Consider the following 15,904-nt stretch of genomic DNA (forward strand, 5'->3'; position numbering starts at 1 on the left):
TCGGTCATGGCCGACCGCCGCAACGATCGCGAGAACGGGCCCCGTGGGAGTCGCCGCCCGGCGAACCCTCGGGGGGCCCGGCCCCGCGCTGCGGCGGCCGGCCGGCCGACCGGTCGTTCGGCCCCCGGCGCAACCGCGCCGCGGGAGAACGGCAAGGCGAAACCCAAGCTGACCGGCCGTGCCGCGATCCTGCTGGTCGTGCTGACCGTGCTCGCGGTCTCCTACGCCTCCAGCATGCGGGCGTGGATGCAGCAGCGCGAACACATCGCCGATCTGCGCGCGCAGATCGACAAGAGCGAGTCGCAGATCTCCAAGCTGGAACGCGAGAAGCGGCGCCTCGACGACGACGCCTACGTCGTGCAGCAGGCGCGCGAGCGGTTCAACTACGTCTTCCCCGGAGAGAAGAGCTACCGGGTCCTCGACGAGAACGGTGACCCGGTCGACCTGGCCGCGCCTCTGCCGGACGCGCCCACGCCTGAGGCCGAGGTTCCGCCGGCGTGGTGGGACACCGCCTGGCAGTCGGTCCAGCTTGCCGGCAATCCGCCTACCGACGAAGAAGCTCCGGCCGAGAAACTTGAGGCACCGAAACAGTGATTGACCCCAGCGACGTTGCAGCGATCCAGGCCCAGTTGGGCCGTGAACCCCGTGGCATCCACGAGATCGGGCACCGTTGCCCGTGTGGCAACCCGGACGTGGTGACCACGGAGCCGCGGCTGCCGAACGGGACGCCGTTCCCGACCACCTTCTACCTGACCTGTCCGCGGGCCGCCTCGAAGATCGGCACGCTCGAAGCATCAGGCCTGATGAAGGAGATGCAGGACCGCCTCGGTTCCGATCCCGAGCTCGCCGCTGCCTACCAGAAGGCCCACGAGGCCTACCTGGAGGCGCGTACCGCGATCGGCCAGGTCGAGGAGATCGACGGTATCTCCGCGGGCGGAATGCCCAACCGGGTGAAGTGCCTGCACGTCCTGGCCGGTCAGTCACTGGCCCAGGGCCGCGGCGTCAACCCGCTCGGCGACGAGGTGCTCGACCTGCTCGGCGAGTGGTGGGCTAGTGGTCCGTGCGTGGAGCCCGCTGACTCATGACCACCGTCGCGGCGATCGACTGCGGCACCAACACGATCAAGTTGATGGTGGCCGATCTCGACCGTGCCAGCGGTGCGGCGCAGGTCCACGTCCGCGAAGCGCGGATGGTGCGGCTGGGTCAGGACGTCGATCGCAGCGGTGAGCTCGCTCCCGAGGCGCTGGCGCGGACCTTCGCTGCGATCGACGAGTACGCGGCGGCGATCGCGGAGTACCCGGTCCAGCGGATCAGGTTCTGCGCCACCTCCGCGGCCCGGGACGCCCGCAACGGCGCGGAGTTCGCGGCCGGCGTCCGAGAACGGCTCGGGATCGATCCGGAGGTCGTGGCCGGTGCGGAGGAGGCGGCGCTCTCGTTCGACGGGGCGGTCCGTAACCTGCGCGACCAGCACCCGGAACCGTTGTTGGTCGTCGATATCGGCGGCGGTTCGACGGAGCTGATCCTGGGTTCACTGGCCGATGGCCCGCGTGCCGCGCACTCGATGGACATCGGCTCGGTCCGACTCTTCGAACGACACTTCGACAGCGGCCCCGCGACTCCCGAGCAGTTGGCGGCAGCGATCGCCGACATCGACGGTGCCCTGGACGCCTGCCCGGTGCCTGCGGGTGAGGCCCGGACCGTGGTCGGCGTCGCCGGCACCATCATCACGGTGGCGGCCGGGGTGCTCGGTCTGGACGGGTACGACCGGGAGCGGATCGACCAAGCCGTGCTTCCCACGCCGGCTGTCCACCATGCGGTGACCGGGCTGTTGGAGCGCTCTGTCGCCGAACGGCTGGCGTTGCCCTACATGCATCCTGGCCGCGCCGACGTGATCGGGGCCGGCGCGCTGATCCTGGATCGGGTTCTGCGGCGGACAGCGGTCGAGGCGTTGGTGATCTCGGAGTCCGACATCCTCGACGGCATCGCGTGGTCGGTGGCCTGATCGTCGGGCCTGAGCCGTTGGGCCTGAGCCGCGCTGCGGGCGCGCTGACTAGACTGCGCGGGTGACCCTCCACGCCATTACCGTCCTCGGCCACGACCGCCCGGGCATCATCGCTGAAACCACCGCCGTTCTCGGATCGTTGGGACTCAACCTCGAAGACTCCACGATGACGCTGTTGCGTGGGCACTTCGCGATGATGCTGATCAGCGACGGCGACGCCGCGACGGCGGCGATCGAGGACGCGTTGACTCCACTCACCGACGGCGGCCAGTTGACCGTCACGGTCCGTGAGGTTCCGGTCGAGCAGGCCGCCTCGGCAGCCGGTAGCTCGTGGGTGTTGACCGTGCACGGCGGCGACCGCCCCGGCATCGTCTCCTCGATCGTGGCGCGCGTCGCTGCGGTCGGTGGCAACATCACCGACCTGACCACCCGGCTGGCCGGTGAGCTCTACCTTCTGGTCGCCGAGGTGGACTTCGGCGCGGACACCGACATCGACGCGGTCCGCGTCTCGCTGAACGAGGTGGCCGCCGAGCTCGGCGTCGGCGTCACCCTTGCGGCTGTGGAGGCCGACGAGCTGTGAGCGAACGGAGCTGGACCGTGAGCCAGCAAGAGGTCGACGAAGCCACTCTCTCCACGCGGCTCGCCGACTGGGATGTGAGTGAGCTCGACGTCGAGGGCACGCTGCGTGACGTCGTCCGGGCGCCTGCTTCGGTGCTCTCCACCCTCGGCGACCAGGTCGACCCGACCTCGCCGGAGATCGTCCAGTTGGCTGCCGACCTGGTGGCCACGATGCGGGTCTCGCCGGGCTGCGTGGGTCTGGCCGCTCCCCAGGTCGGGGTCGGCGTCAAAGTCTTCTGCGTAGACGTCTCGGAGCACCCGAAGGTGCGTGACCACCACGGCACCTTCGTGCTCTGCAACGCAGAGGTGGTGGCCAGCTCGCGCAACGAGAAGGCACGCGAGGGCTGCATGAGTGTTCCCGACTTCACCGGCGACGTGAAGCGGGCCAGCAGGATCGTGGTCAGTGGTCAGCTTCCTGGGACCGGCGAGGTGGTCACCTTCACCGCGAACGCTTTCGAGGCGCGGGCCCTGCAGCATGAGATCGACCATTGTGACGGTCTGCTCTTCTTGGACCGTGCCGCCGGCGCCCACGCGATCTACCCTCGCAAGACCTACCTATGAGGTAGCCGCCCCCGTATCCCAACGGCAGAGGAAGTCGCCTTAAAAGCGATGCAGTGTGGGTTCGAGTCCCACCGGGGGCACCAGTTCGGGAGCGGTCGGGCGAGCCTTGCGGCTTGCTGGGCTGAGGATCGGCTGCGTTAGGCTCGTTCGCTGTGACTGCCCCCACGTCCCGTACCGCCCTGCGCTCCGATGTGCAGGGGTTGCGGGCCGTCGCGGTACTGACGGTGATCGCCAGCCACGCGCAGTTCGCGCCGCTGGCCGGTGGCTTCGTGGGGGTCGACGTCTTCTTCGTGATCTCGGGGTTCCTGATCACCCAGTTGCTGATCCGCGAGGTCGACCGGAGCGGGAAGGTCTCGATCCTAGGTTTCTACGCGAGACGGGCCCGGCGGATCCTGCCGGCCGCGACGGTGGTCCTGGTCGCCACCGCAGTCGCCTCCGTCCTGTGGCTCGGGCCGGTCTATGCCCCGGGTGCTCTGAACGACACGATCTGGGCGGGATTCTTCGCCATCAACCTGCACCTGGGGATGGCGGAGACCGACTATTTCTCGAGGGATCTCCCGCCGTCACCGGTCCAGCACTACTGGTCGTTGGCGGTCGAGGAACAGTTCTACCTGGTCTGGCCGTTGGTGGTGCTCGCGGTCGTGATGCTGGTGGCGCGGAAGCACCGGCGCAGCCAAGGTGCCCGTCGGCGTGACACCGCCGCTGAGCTACGCGCGCTGCTCCTGGTGTTGTTGGTGCTGTCCGGCGCCAGCCTGTGGTGGTCGATCGCTCAGACCGGGGCGAACCCCACAGCGAGCTACTTCTCACCTTTCACGCGCGCCTGGGAGCTCGGGCTGGGCGCCCTCGGTGCGATCTGGCTGGCGCAGCGCGAGCGGTCGCCGTCGGCGAAGGAGTGGCCGCGGCTTGCGGTGGAGCTGCTCGCCGCTGCGGGTCTGGCCGCGATCGTGTGGGCGTGCTTCACCTTCAACGAGGCCACGCCGTTCCCGAGTTGGCGAGCCGCCGTGCCTGGGTTGGGCAGCGCCGCGATCCTGGTGGCGGGTGGGCTCGGCGCCGTCCGCAGTGTCACCGATCGCCTGCTCAGTGTGCGCCCGATGACGCTGACCGGTGACTGGTCGTACTCGCTCTATCTCTGGCACTGGCCGTTGTTGGTCATCCCGGTCCAGTACCTCGGTCGCGAGCTGACGGCGTTCGAACGGGTGGCGATCGTCGCGCTCACCTTCGCCCTTGCCTGGTTGACGTTCCGGCTGGTGGAGACCCCGTTCCGCCGCGCTCAGTGGCTGGCGCCGTCGTGGCGTGGGGTCGTCGTCTATCCGGCGACGGTGCTTCTGCTGCTAGGGGTGTGGTGGAGCTCCACCAGCTATCTGACCCACCGTCCTGACGGGGACGGTGAGGTGGTCGCTCTCGGCTCGGACTGGCAGCAGCGCTATGGCACCACGGACCGCGCACAGGCGATGGTGAAGGCGGCCGTCGGTGCCGCAGAGGAAGACCGTGACCTGCCGGCCGCCCTGCGACCCGAGTTGAGCGATCTGGTCGACTCGTATGCCGATGTCGGTCGATGTGACTATGCCGACGATTCGGTGCGGGAACTCTGCCCTCGCGGGGACGTCGAGAGCGAGCGGAGCATCGTCCTCGTCGGTGACTCTCATGCCCGGCATTGGATCCATGCCTTCGACGCGATCGGTCGCAAGTACGGTTACCGCACCTACTACTTCGTCCGGGTGCAGTGCAGCGCTTCGCTGGTCACTCCGGACCTGACGGACAGCGATCGGCCGAACACGGGGTGCGTCGAGTTCCGCGATTGGGCGGCGGACCAGATCGCCGAGATCCAGCCGGAGTTGCTGGTCATGTCGACGTCAGCGCCCGTCGGTGGGTTGCGGGGTCCGGACGGCGAACACCTGACGGCGAACGCCGACACCCGTCCCGTCGTCAAGCAGGGCTACGTGGAGGCGTTGAAGAGGTTGAAGACGAGGGCCGAACGGACGGTCTTCCTGCTCGACATTCCGCGGGTCATCACGGACCCGGCGACCTGCCTCGGCTCGGCGCGGGCGACGTTGAGTTCCTGCCTCCTCGAAACGCAGGAGAACCATGGCCGGATGCAGTCCGATCAGCGGAAGGCAGCCCGCGAGGCTGGGGTCGAGTCGGCCGAGACGCAGCAGTGGTTCTGCGTCGATGGGCGTTGTCCGACCGTTGTCGGAGACCTGGTCGCGTACCGCGACTCGAGCCACATGACGAACGAATACGCGCGGCATCTGGCAGGGTCGTTGGCGGAGGAACTCGGGCTCACCGAGGATTCGCCGGCTGACGGTGCGGCGGGTTCGGCCGACTGAGGTCGGGGCCGAGCCGACGGTCGTCGCCGTGGCGGGGAGCGGGTGGCGAGCCGGATTCGGCGTCCGCCTGGTCAAATTTGGGGGAACAACCCCACGTCCACGCTCGTTCTTTATGTGTAGGTGCTGCCTACACTGGAAGCATCACGGTGGCTGACTACGAGCCACTACCGCCAGGCCTCCGAGGAGAGACCAACCATGCAGAGCAACAACCCGGTGTTCAGCCGCGCTGAGGGCTTCAACGGCCAGCACGCGCACGGACACGCCAACCAGACCTATGTCGGCAACGACCCGGCGCAGTGGAACATCGCCCAGGGCGGCTACGCCGGTCAGGGTGGTCAGGGTGAGTACGGCTACGCCGCGCCGCCGGTCGCTCAGCGCCCGATGACGATCGACTCCGTGGTGCAGAAGACCGGCATCTCGCTGGGTGTCGTCATCGTCACCGCCGTGATCACCTGGATCATGACGCCGGCGATCGACAGCACTTCGGCGCTCAACAGCATCTACCTCGCCGCGATGGTGGGTGCTGGTGCTGCGTTCATCCTCTCGATGGTGAACTCGTTCAAGCGGGTGATCAGCCCGGCGCTGGTGCTGGCCTTCTGTGCGGCTGAGGGTATTGCGCTCGGTGCGCTGAGCAAGATGTTCGACGCCCAGTTCGGTGACGGCATCGTGACCAACGCGGTGATGGGTACCTTCGCCGCCTTCGCCGGAACCCTCGCGGCCTACAAGTTCCTGAACATCAAGGTCGGCGACAAGTTCCGCGTCTTCGTGGTCGCCGCGATGTTCGGCATGGTGGGCCTCGGCCTGCTGGAGATGGTGCTGCGGATGTTCGGCGCCGGGATGGGCCTCTTCGGCTTCGGCACCCTGGGCATGATCACCGCAGTGGTCGGCCTGGTGCTCGGTATCTTCATGCTGATCCTCGACTTCGACTTCGTCGAGCAGGGCATCGCAGCCGGCCTCGAGGAGCGCGAGTCGTGGCGTGCCGCCTTCGCGATGACCGTCTCCCTGGTCTGGATCTACACCAACCTGCTCCGCCTGCTGGCGATCTTCAGCCAGGACTGATCCACCCCTCTTCCCTTGCGGACGTCATACGTCCCGAGGAAGCGGGTACACGCAACGTATGACGTCCCGAGGGTTCTCCCTTGGGACGTCATGCATTTCGAGGGTCGCCCTGCTCGGAACCTATGACGTCCGCCGGAGGGGAGGTTGGTCAGCCCTGGAGCCAGGCGACGACGGCGAGCACCCGGCGGTGGTCGTCGTCGGACATCGGCAGGTCGAGCTTGTCGAAGATGTTGCCGATGTGCTTGCTCACCGCTTTGTCGGTGACCACCAGACGGCCGGCGATCGCCGCGTTGGAACGGCCCTCGGCCATCAGGCTCAGCACCTCCGCTTCACGAGGGGTCAGCCGGTCGAGCCGCGATCCTCGGCCGGCCGTGGAGACCAGTGCCGCCACGACCTCCGGATCCAGCACGGTGCCGCCGTCCGCGACCTGGCGGACCGAGGCGACGAACGAGCTGACGTCCGAGACGCGGTCCTTCAACAGGTACCCGACGGCACCCGCACCCGAACCCAGCAACTCGCGGGCGTAGAGCTGTTCGACGTACTGGCTCAGCACCAGGATCGGCAACGCTGGCTTGGCCTCGCGGGCCGCGATCGCCACCCGGAGCCCCTCATCGGTGAAGGTCGGCGGCATCCGGACGTCGACCACCGCGACGTCGACCTCCAACGAGGCCAAGGCGTTGGCGAGTTCCGGACCGTTGTCGACGGCGGCGACGACGGTGCAGTCGTTGGCCTCCAGGAGACGGGTCAGACCGTCCCGGAGGAGGGCATGGTCCTCGGCGATGACAACGCGCACGGAATCTCCATCGTGATCCTGGTCGGGCCCCCGAGGGGACTCTCTAGGGTCATTGTGCCGTCGAACGCAGCGAGGCGCTTGGCCAACCCGCGCAGGCCGGTGCCGCCAGCGGGGTCGGCACCGCCGCGCCCGTTGTCGCTGATCGCGATCCGGAGCCGTCCCTCGCGGTGGTAGACCTCGACGATGGCCCGTGTAGCGCCCGCATGCTTGACCACGTTGGCCAGCGCTTCGTTGATCGCGAAGTAGGCGGCCGACTCGACCGGTGCCGGCGGACGGCCGGGCAGGTCGATCAGCACCGACGTCGGTACATCCAGGTCGAGCGCGAGGGCTTGGACGGCGCCGCCGAGGCCACGGTCGGCCAGCACCGGCGGATGGATACCGCGTACCACGCCGCGGATATCGCCGAGCGCACCCTGCGCGCCGGCCTGCGCCTCGCGGATCAGCTCCAGCGCCTGCTCGGGGCTCTCCCGCAGCTTCTGCTCGGCCAGGCCGAGGCTCATCCCGAGCGAGACCAGACGGGCCTGGGCGCCGTCGTGGAGGTCGCGTTCGATCCGCCGGATCTCGGCCGCCGAATGGTCGATCGACTCGGCGCGCGACTCGGTGACCTCGGCGACGCGGCGCTCCAGGTCGGCCCGGGACGGCGCCAGCATCGCCTCATCGAGCAGGACCCGCCAACGCATCAGCAGCGGAGTGCCGTGCCACCACAGCGGGATCACGACGAGCAACAGGGCCCATTCGATGAAGGCCTTGGCTTGGGTGTCGAGCACGATGAAGCTGTAGTTCACCTCGAAGACGCCCGCCGGCGAGACCCAGTAGACGAACGGAAAGACCAGGTACCAGACCACCGCCAGGGCGAAGCCGAAGGCGAGCCAGCTGATCACCCAGCCGAGGCTCAAGGACATGAACGACCAGCCGAGTTCACGCCACCGGCCCGGCTCGGCGGCCCAGGCCCGCAGCATCGGCAACGGCGCTGCGACCTCGCGGCGGTACGGACGCTCGATCTTGCGGCCGAGGAGATGCCCGGCGGTCACCCGATGCAGGTCGGCGAACCGGGAGAGCAACGGTACGAAGATCAGCAGTAACGCCAGCCCGACGCCGACCACGGCGACCGAGAGCGAGACCAGCACCACGACGCCCAGGACTAGGGCCGGGACCGCCAGCAGGACGTAGACGAAGCTCCAGGCGGAGAGCTTGAGGCGCGACCGCAGTGCTCCGGGCTGGCCCAACCGCGGCGGTGGCACCAGTCCAGGGGTGACGGTGGCGGCGGTGCTCATCACGGATCTCCTAGTCCTACGACGTTCTGAGTCTCCCATCCTCCAGCGATCGTCGAGAGTTGTCGGTGGGGCTAGCACCACCATTGGTTAGGGGAGTTCGCTCCATCGCGGTACGAGGCGGACGCGACAAGGCTTCTGCTCATGACCGAGAACCCGATGAACCGAGACGAGCAGAGAGCGGGTCAGCGCCCGCCGCGCACGGTCCGCCTCGCCCGCTGGAGCATTCGCCACCCGTGGCGTGCGATCGGCGGCTGGCTGGGCCTGGTCCTTGCCGCGATCGTGATGATGGCGCTGGTGCCGACCACCCAGATCGGTGACGACGACACCAGGGTGGGACAGAGCGGCGAGGCCGCGGCGATGATCGACGAGGCCGGCCTGAGCGACCAGCCGGTGGAGACAGTGCTGATCACACCGGAGCGGGGCGGCCAGCCGAGCTTCGAACGTCAAGCAGGCAAGGCGATCACCGAACTCCAGGACGAGCTCGCCGAGCTCGGCGAGGTGGGCTCGGTCGCTGATCCGGTCTGGTCGACCGACGGTGACGCGGCGTTGTTGCCCATCGTGCTGGCCCGCGACGCCGACCAGGCCGAGGACGACGTGCCGGCGATCTCGGAGGTGACCGAGCGGGTCGCGAAGGCGCACCCGGAGCTGCGGATCGAGCAGAGCGGCAGCACCTCGATCAACACCGCCATCTGGGAGCGGGTCGGCTCCGACCTGCTCAAGGCCGAGGCGATCAGCCTGCCGATCACCTTGTTGATCATGGTCTTCGCCTTCGGCGCCCTGGTCGCTGCCGGGGTACCGCTGTTGCTGGCGTTGACCGGCATCGCCGTTGCGCTCGGCCTGTACGCCCCGTTGTCGATGCTGGTCCCGGACGCCGGCAGCGTGGCCAGCGTGGTGATGATGATCGGGATGGCGGTCGGGGTCGACTACTGCCTGCTCTACCTGAAGCGGGAACGCTCTGAACGACGGCGTGGAGTGGGCACGACGGAGGCGATCGAGCTCGCCGCCCGCTCGGCAGGACACGCAGTGGTGCTGTCGGGGCTGGCAGTGATGGTGGCGATGGCGGGGCTCTTCCTCAGCCGGGACATGGTCTTCGCAGGCTTGGCGGTCGGCGCCATCCTGGTCGTCGGGGTCGCGGTACTGGGATCGTTGACCGTGGTCCCCGCGGTACTGGCGAAGCTCGGTCCGCGGATCGACAAGGGCCGGGTCCCCGGACTGTGGCGGCTACAGGCGAAGGTGCCCAACGGCGCGATCAGCGGACGTCTGGTGGCACCGGTGCTCCGCCGCCCGGTAGCGGCCGCATTGCTGGCCGGAGGCGTACTGGTGGCCATCTCGGCTCCGGCGCTGGGGCTCAAGCTGCAGTCTGGCTCGTTGGAGACGCTGCCCCAGGACGTACCTGTCGTGCAGACTGCGCAGCGGGTGCAGGAGATCTTCCCCAGCGAGAGGCCCACTCTTGAGGTGGTGCTGAGCGGTGACCCCGCCGAGGTGGAGACCGGGTTGGCCGCCGTCGCCGCAGCGGCGGAAGGTGCAGGTGTCGGCGTGCCGGGAGAGACCCGGCTCTCGGACGACGGCCGCACCGGAAGCCTGGCCATCGCCGGCCCGGCGGCGGAGGGCGAGCAGGCCAATGAGGACGCGGTCACCGAGCTACGCGACGAGCTCCTACCAACTGTGCTTGACGATCAGGGCCTCGGCGAACTGCGATGGGCGGTCGGCGGCGACGTCGCCATGTCGATGGACTACGACCACAACCAAGCCCTCACCCTGCGCTTGGTGATCGTCTTCGTGTTGGCGCTGACCATGTTGATGATCTGGTGGTACTTCCGCTCGATCACGCTCGCGCTGATCACCACCGCGTTGAACCTGCTCTCGGTGGGTGCCGCCTTCGGAGTGATGGTGCTGGTCTTCCAGTACTCCTGGGCCGACGGGCTCCTCGGCTACACCTCGACCGGGCAGCTGATCAACTGGGTACCGCTCTTCTGCTTCGTGGTGCTGGTGGGCCTCTCCATGGACTACCACGTCTTCGTGCTCAGCCGGATCCGCGAGCATCTGGTCGACGGCGTCGGCTATCGCGATGCGGTGCGCCGCGGGATCACCGACACCGCCTCCGTGGTGACCAGCGCGGCCGCGGTGATGGTCTCGGTCTTCCTGGCCTACGGCTTCTTGAGCATGGTGGAGATGAAGCAGATGGGGTTGAGTCTGGCGACCGCCATCGCGATCGATGCGACCGTCGTCCGGTTGGTGCTGCTGCCGGCATTGATGTTGGTCTTCGAGAAGCGGCTGAACCGGCTCGGTGGAGCCCGGCCCGTCGTCCCGGAGCGCGAGCTCGTCAACGCCTGACGGTTGGACGCGTGTGACTGACGGTTCGGCGCGGGTGCCTGACGGTTCGGCTAGGCAGGTTGTTCGCTGGTCGCTGGGGCTTCCGCGGTGGTGCGGGGGCCCCGGCGGCGGTGGCGCAGCTCGACCCAGAGCCCGCGGACGCCACGGCGCGAGCCGCCGACCTCGGTGCCGTCGAGCTCGGTACCGGGGGTGCGAGCAGCCTCCACGGCGGCACGGGCGATCGGCAGCACGCCTTCGCCGCGCAGCGGACGCGGGGTGGCGTCCTCCTCGGGGATGAGGCCCAAGGCAGCCAAGGTGGACGGCAACAGCACCGAGGCCAACGACGCGTAGCCGTCGGCGGAGGGATGGAACCGGTCCGGGCCGAAGAACAACGCGGGTGCGGCGGCGAATTCGGGGCCGAGGATCGAGGCCAAGGACACGGTCCGTCCGCCTGCTTCGACAACGGTGATCGCCTGGGCCGCAGCGAGGCGTCGCGACCAGGATCGGGCGACCTGGCGCAGCGGGGGCTGCAGCGGTTTGATGGTGCCCAGGTCGGGACACGTCCCGACGAGGACCTCGACGCCCGCGTTGCGGAGCCGTCGTACCGCCTCGGAGAGGTAACGCACCGACGCATTGGGGAGCACCCGGTGGGTGACGTCGTTGGCGCCGATCAGGATGACGGCGATGTCGGGTTCGACCGGCAATGCGGCCTCGACCTGTGCGGCCAGGTTGCTGGACTGCGCGCCGACCACCGCGAACGAGCGCAGGTAGACCCGGCGGTCAGCCCGTTCGGCCAGACCTGAGGCCAGGTTGGCACCTGGCGTCTGCTCGACCTTCGCGACGCCGTAGCCGGCAGCGCTGGAATCTCCGAGCAGCGCGACGGTGATCGCCGGGCCGGGGCGGCCCCGGCCGTACCAACCGGTGGCGTCAGGAGGGGTTCCGGTGGCGTTGCCGATCACCTTGCGGGCGAGCGCCGCCTCGGCTCGGAGCACTCCGTAGAGGCTTCCGCCGAGCACAGAGAGGCCGCCGCCACCGTATGCGGCGGCAGCCGCCAACTTCCGAGCTGCTGCTGCTTTCCCCACGCAGAGATCCTACTGATCGCGACAACTGTTGCTGCAAGACGCGACCGGATCAGGTGATCAGGCCGAGCGCCCTGCCTTGTGCGACCGCGCCGTCGCGCGTCTTCGTGCCCAGCTTCGCGTAGAGCGTTCGAAGATGCGTCTTGATGGTGTTCTCGGAGAGGAAGAGCGACGCTGCGATATGGCTGTTGGTGCCGCCGGCCGCCAAAGCCTGCAGGACGGACCGTTCGCGGTCGGACAGCGTCACCATCGCTGTTCGGCCGGGGTGGATCGGGAGCCAGCCGTCGCGGCGAAGCTCAGCGAGGGTGTCCGCCAGACCGGGAACGTAGTCGGCATACTTCGCCAGCAGTTCGCCCGGAACGGTGGTGAGCGCTCTGCGGAGACCTTCGATGTTGATCGTGCGTGTCGCGGACCCGATCGCGGTGATCGCGACCGACGAGTCGCCGAGCAGATCGGCGGCCTGTGCCTTGATCAACTGCAACGCGACCTGATCGCGGAGGGTCGTGTCAGTTTGCGCGAGGCCGTGATCGACCGCGCGCAGGGAGTCCTCGGGCCGGTCGGTCATCACCATCAAACGTGCTTGTGGAACCCGTCGTTGCGGCGCAGACGCTGGGATCTCATTGAGCAGGTGCGCGGCGGGATGAGCCTTGCCTTCGGCGAGCCAGGTCTCGGCTTCTAGTGCCCGGAGTGTCGCCGGGTGGACGCCGTCGGAGGCAGTGGCGACAGACCTGGCGAGGACGTCAGCGAGCAACTGGCGCGCCGATCCTGGTTGGCCGAGGCTCAGCGCCCAGCGCACCCTCGCCTCCGCGACATGGATGAACAACTCGTCACGTTCGAATCCGTCGTCATGTTTGCGCTCCCACGCATCGACATCCGGCGAACGCAGATCCTCGACGGCGAGGACGAGGTGTGCCGCGCCGACCCCGTAGTTGATCCAGTGGTCCACCTGCCCCACGTCGCTGGGGAGATTGGGAAAGGTGGACAACCAGCGGCGGCTGGTTGCGCCACGACCTTCGACGGCATGGATCAGTGCAAGTTTGCTCGCCAGGTCGCGGGAGACGAATCCGAGTTCGTCGTAGGCGCGTTCCTGCCAACCTCTGTTGTAGTACTGGCGTGCGCCCGCGAAGTTGCCGTGGAGCTGTTCGGCCAGGCCAGCCTGGAGGTACCAGAGGGAAGCGATCCCGGCGACCGAAGAATGCACCGCCCGGACCCCGAGGTCGACGAGTGGTCCGGTGGCCCTCGCGATCTGCGTGGCTGCACCGTAGCGGTAGCTGCTTCGGTGCCCGACCAGGGCGAGGAAGGATTGCTCGACCAGACGTCGTGCCGCCCCGGTACGAACCGCGGCCCGGAGTTCCGGCCCGGTGGCAGGGAAACGTAGTGGCGTGCCGCCAAGAGGGACGCTGCCCAGGAACTCGCCACGCAGTGAGGCGATGGGTCGTCCGACCAGCGCTTCGGACGGCAATGCCAGCACGGCACGTTGACCGATCGCGCGGTGCCGGGTGAAGGAGAACTTCATCGTCCAGGTGTCGAGGATCTCGGCGCAAAGTTCGTAGTCACGCGCCTCGAGTGCGGCGGTCAGGCCGGCATCGAGTACTCCGAGACGATGGCGGCTGAGCGCGCCGTCCCGACGCAGACGGGCCAACGCGGCGGGATCGGAAGCCAAGTCGGTGATTGCAGCAGCACCGACGGCTGGCACAAGCGTGAGCACCGTGCCGTCCTCCGAGCTCCGGGAGACCAACAGGTTCGCGACCAGCATCTCGTGCACCACCGCGACCGCGTCGCGGGGGAGGGCATCCACCTCCGGCGCGGCGAGACCGTCCAGCACGGCAACGCGATCGATGATCTGACGCCAGCGGCCTGGGAGCCGTGGGAGCACAGTGTCCGCAGCGACGCGGCGCATCACGGCGATCGCCGCGCTGACGTCCGCCTCCGGATCGTCCCTGCGCAGCCCAGCAGCTGCTGCCTCGACGAGAAGCGGCCAGCCCCCGGACTCACGGTGGATGGCCTGCAGCGCTGACTGGACCGGGGCGAAACCCCCACTGCGAAGCAGGTCGGCGACCTGGGGCAGGGGAAGGGCGAGGTCGGCCGGTCCGAGAACGCGCAGCCCGAGCAGGCGAAAGTCGGGTGGCGGCTCCTGCTCTGCGACGACGACGGTCGGGTGGCCCGTCCGCTGCTGAAGGAGCAACGTCAGCTCGTTGCTAGATACGGGCACTCCGCGGAGATCGACGACAACTCCGGTCCGATGGGGTTGATCCAGCTCGGGGCGGGACAACTGGTCCACGGTCCTGGTCTCGAACGAGCCCGGCCACAGCAAGCCTGCTCGGATCATGATGTCGAGGCCGAACCACGCCGGCGCATGGAGATAGGTGAGAGCCGGCGAGCCGTCGAGCCTGAGTAGGCCCACGCCGTCACGCGTCGACGTCATCGGGAACCGGTCAGGTCGCCGGGGACGACCTCACGTTCGGGAGCGGGGTCCAAGAGTCGGGCGCCGATCGGGCGCACCAGGGCAGCCGCGACAACCACCAGGGCAACTCCGATCAGGTTGAGGGCCAGGTAGTTCTGGGAACTGGGTGGTCCCAACGGATCGCCAGCCCCGAGAGCGAGAACGGCAGGAGCGGCGAAGGGAACCAATGACTGCGGGAGAGTGCGGGCGATGTTGAAGAAGCCCAGCAGGGTTCCGGCCTGCGGACCATCCACCGCCTTCAGCACCAGAGTCAGGTCGAGTGCCGAGTAGGCACCGATACCGAGACCCGCAATCATCGCAGCGACCGTGTACATCGCCGGGGCGGTCCCCACCGCCTTCACGACGAGTGCGCAGGCGAGCAGGGCCAGGCTCGCGAACATCACGCGTCGGATGCCCGCTCGTTGGATGCCGACCCGGCCGACCCAGATCGCCGCGGCGACCGCAAGGGCTGAGGCGGCGAACGAGGACGCCGCGACCCAGGTGCCAGCTGCGGTTTGGTCGAGGCCGGTCCGTCGTTGCAGGTAGTAGAGGCCGTAGAGCGTGATCAGACCATAGCCGGCCTGGGTCACCAACCGTTGGAGCCAGACCCACCAGTAGGCGGCGGGAGCACGCAGTAGGCCCCCAAGCAGCCCGACCTGAAGAGCACGCTCCGGCACGGACGGCACCGGCACGGTGAGCAGATGTCGGACGGCGGGAAGCGTGACCACCACGGTGAGCAGCGGGAACAGCACGAGCAACACGAAAGTCGAGCGTGGCAGCACCATTACCGCCGCCATTCCGAGCATAACCGCCCCCGATGCCGCCGCGGCGAACCATCCTGAGACCGTGGCCCGCTGCTCATCGGTCAGCAGGTCTGCCATCGTGCCGTAGAGGGCCGCGAACGTCGCGTTGTATGCGGCTTGCATCGCGCACCAGGCGATGGCCAACAGCAGCAGATTGGGGGCGAAGGCCAAGCCGGCCCCCGCGCCCGCGCCTGCACAGACCCCGCCGAGCGCCCACAGCGGACGACGCTTGGATCGGTCGCCGAGCCAGCCGAAGAGCGGGTTGGCGAGCATCGCGGTGATCGCGCCCGGAACGACGACGGCGCTCAGCGCCACTTCGCGGGTCAGGCCGGTGACCTCTGGGACGCGGATCGCCAAGCCGACCGAGATCGGTACGACCAGCGCCGTGAGTGCGAACAACTCGACACTGCACAGGGCCGTGATGGTCCGGTTCTCCGCGCGCATGCAATTTCCTCTGTGACGACTGCCAATCCCAGCCCCCCAGAGCTTGGCCGATGTTGGCACATCTCACCGGCAAGCCGCCCGGACCGAGGGTATCGCTCTCCGCCGGGGTTGGGCTCGAAACCGACTAAGTGAGAGCAGCTCGCAAACCAGCTCTCCAGGACCTGGCCGAACGGGTGAGCAGAGGGTGA

The 15,904-nt window shown here is 68.4% G+C and carries 13 protein-coding genes and 1 tRNA gene; 9 read left to right on the forward strand and 5 right to left on the reverse strand.

Annotated elements, in window-relative coordinates; all coding sequences use genetic code 11:
- The first annotated feature begins 6 nt into the window (after window positions 1-6).
- The 8 genes from ACLM5J_RS13490 (at window position 7) to ACLM5J_RS13525 (ending at window position 6,567) form a co-directional block, all read left to right on the forward strand.
- A complete protein-coding gene (locus ACLM5J_RS13490) occupies window positions 7-594 on the forward strand; it encodes an FtsB family cell division protein (RefSeq protein WP_413656945.1) in 588 nt (195 codons plus the stop codon).
- Complete coding sequence (locus ACLM5J_RS13495) at window positions 591-1,085, forward strand: DUF501 domain-containing protein (protein WP_413656946.1); 495 nt, start codon at window positions 591-593, stop codon at window positions 1,083-1,085. Before ACLM5J_RS13490 ends, ACLM5J_RS13495 begins: the two co-directional genes overlap by 4 nt.
- A complete protein-coding gene (locus ACLM5J_RS13500) occupies window positions 1,082-2,002 on the forward strand; it encodes an exopolyphosphatase (protein ID WP_413656947.1) in 921 nt (306 codons plus the stop codon). The genes ACLM5J_RS13495 and ACLM5J_RS13500 overlap by 4 nt, the downstream gene beginning before the upstream one ends.
- A 61-nt stretch (window positions 2,003-2,063) precedes the next feature.
- Window positions 2,064-2,582: a glycine cleavage system protein R gene (locus tag ACLM5J_RS13505; RefSeq protein WP_413656948.1), complete on the forward strand. Its 519-nt coding sequence runs from the start codon at window positions 2,064-2,066 to the stop codon at window positions 2,580-2,582.
- 17 nt (window positions 2,583-2,599) lie between these two features.
- Window positions 2,600-3,181, forward strand: a complete 582-nt coding sequence (def, locus tag ACLM5J_RS13510) for a peptide deformylase (RefSeq protein ID WP_413656949.1) — start codon at window positions 2,600-2,602, stop codon at window positions 3,179-3,181.
- 7 nt (window positions 3,182-3,188) lie between these two features.
- Window positions 3,189-3,264: transfer RNA gene (locus tag ACLM5J_RS13515), tRNA-Leu, on the forward strand.
- Between the two features lie 69 nt (window positions 3,265-3,333).
- Window positions 3,334-5,508, forward strand: a complete 2,175-nt coding sequence (locus ACLM5J_RS13520; RefSeq protein WP_413656950.1) for an acyltransferase family protein — start codon at window positions 3,334-3,336, stop codon at window positions 5,506-5,508.
- 195 nt (window positions 5,509-5,703) lie between these two features.
- Window positions 5,704-6,567 carry a Bax inhibitor-1/YccA family membrane protein gene (locus ACLM5J_RS13525; RefSeq protein WP_413656951.1) on the forward strand — a complete coding sequence of 288 codons (864 nt, stop codon included), beginning with the start codon at window positions 5,704-5,706 and terminating at the stop codon, window positions 6,565-6,567.
- Window positions 6,568-6,715: 148 nt separating this feature from the next.
- Here the strand turns inward: ACLM5J_RS13525 and ACLM5J_RS13530 are convergent, their stop codons facing one another.
- A complete protein-coding gene (locus ACLM5J_RS13530) occupies window positions 6,716-7,360 on the reverse strand; it encodes a response regulator (RefSeq protein WP_413656952.1) in 645 nt (214 codons plus the stop codon).
- Window positions 7,312-8,634 carry a histidine kinase gene (locus ACLM5J_RS13535; RefSeq protein ID WP_413656953.1) on the reverse strand — a complete coding sequence of 441 codons (1,323 nt, stop codon included), beginning with the start codon at window positions 8,632-8,634 and terminating at the stop codon, window positions 7,312-7,314. The genes ACLM5J_RS13530 and ACLM5J_RS13535 overlap by 49 nt, the downstream gene beginning before the upstream one ends.
- 141 nt (window positions 8,635-8,775) lie before the next feature.
- On the opposite strand from ACLM5J_RS13535, the gene ACLM5J_RS13540 reads away from it, so the two are divergent.
- Window positions 8,776-10,968, forward strand: coding sequence for an MMPL family transporter (locus ACLM5J_RS13540; protein ID WP_413656954.1), 2,193 nt, complete (start codon window positions 8,776-8,778; stop codon window positions 10,966-10,968).
- 50 nt (window positions 10,969-11,018) lie between these two features.
- Here the strand turns inward: ACLM5J_RS13540 and ACLM5J_RS13545 are convergent, their stop codons facing one another.
- The 3 genes from ACLM5J_RS13545 to ACLM5J_RS13555 are packed head-to-tail and all read right to left on the reverse strand — an operon-like array spanning window position 11,019 to window position 15,716.
- Window positions 11,019-12,029, reverse strand: a complete 1,011-nt coding sequence (locus ACLM5J_RS13545; protein ID WP_413656955.1) for an SGNH/GDSL hydrolase family protein — start codon at window positions 12,027-12,029, stop codon at window positions 11,019-11,021.
- 49 nt (window positions 12,030-12,078) lie between these two features.
- Window positions 12,079-14,451 carry a LuxR C-terminal-related transcriptional regulator gene (locus ACLM5J_RS13550; RefSeq protein WP_413656956.1) on the reverse strand — a complete coding sequence of 791 codons (2,373 nt, stop codon included), beginning with the start codon at window positions 14,449-14,451 and terminating at the stop codon, window positions 12,079-12,081.
- A complete protein-coding gene (locus tag ACLM5J_RS13555; protein ID WP_413656957.1) occupies window positions 14,448-15,716 on the reverse strand; it encodes an MFS transporter in 1,269 nt (422 codons plus the stop codon). Before ACLM5J_RS13555 ends, ACLM5J_RS13550 begins: the two co-directional genes overlap by 4 nt.
- Window positions 15,717-15,904 lie beyond the last annotated feature (188 nt).

This window comes from Nocardioides sp. Bht2 (assembly GCF_047308515.1).
In the GTDB taxonomy this organism is placed as follows: domain Bacteria; phylum Actinomycetota; class Actinomycetes; order Propionibacteriales; family Nocardioidaceae; genus Nocardioides.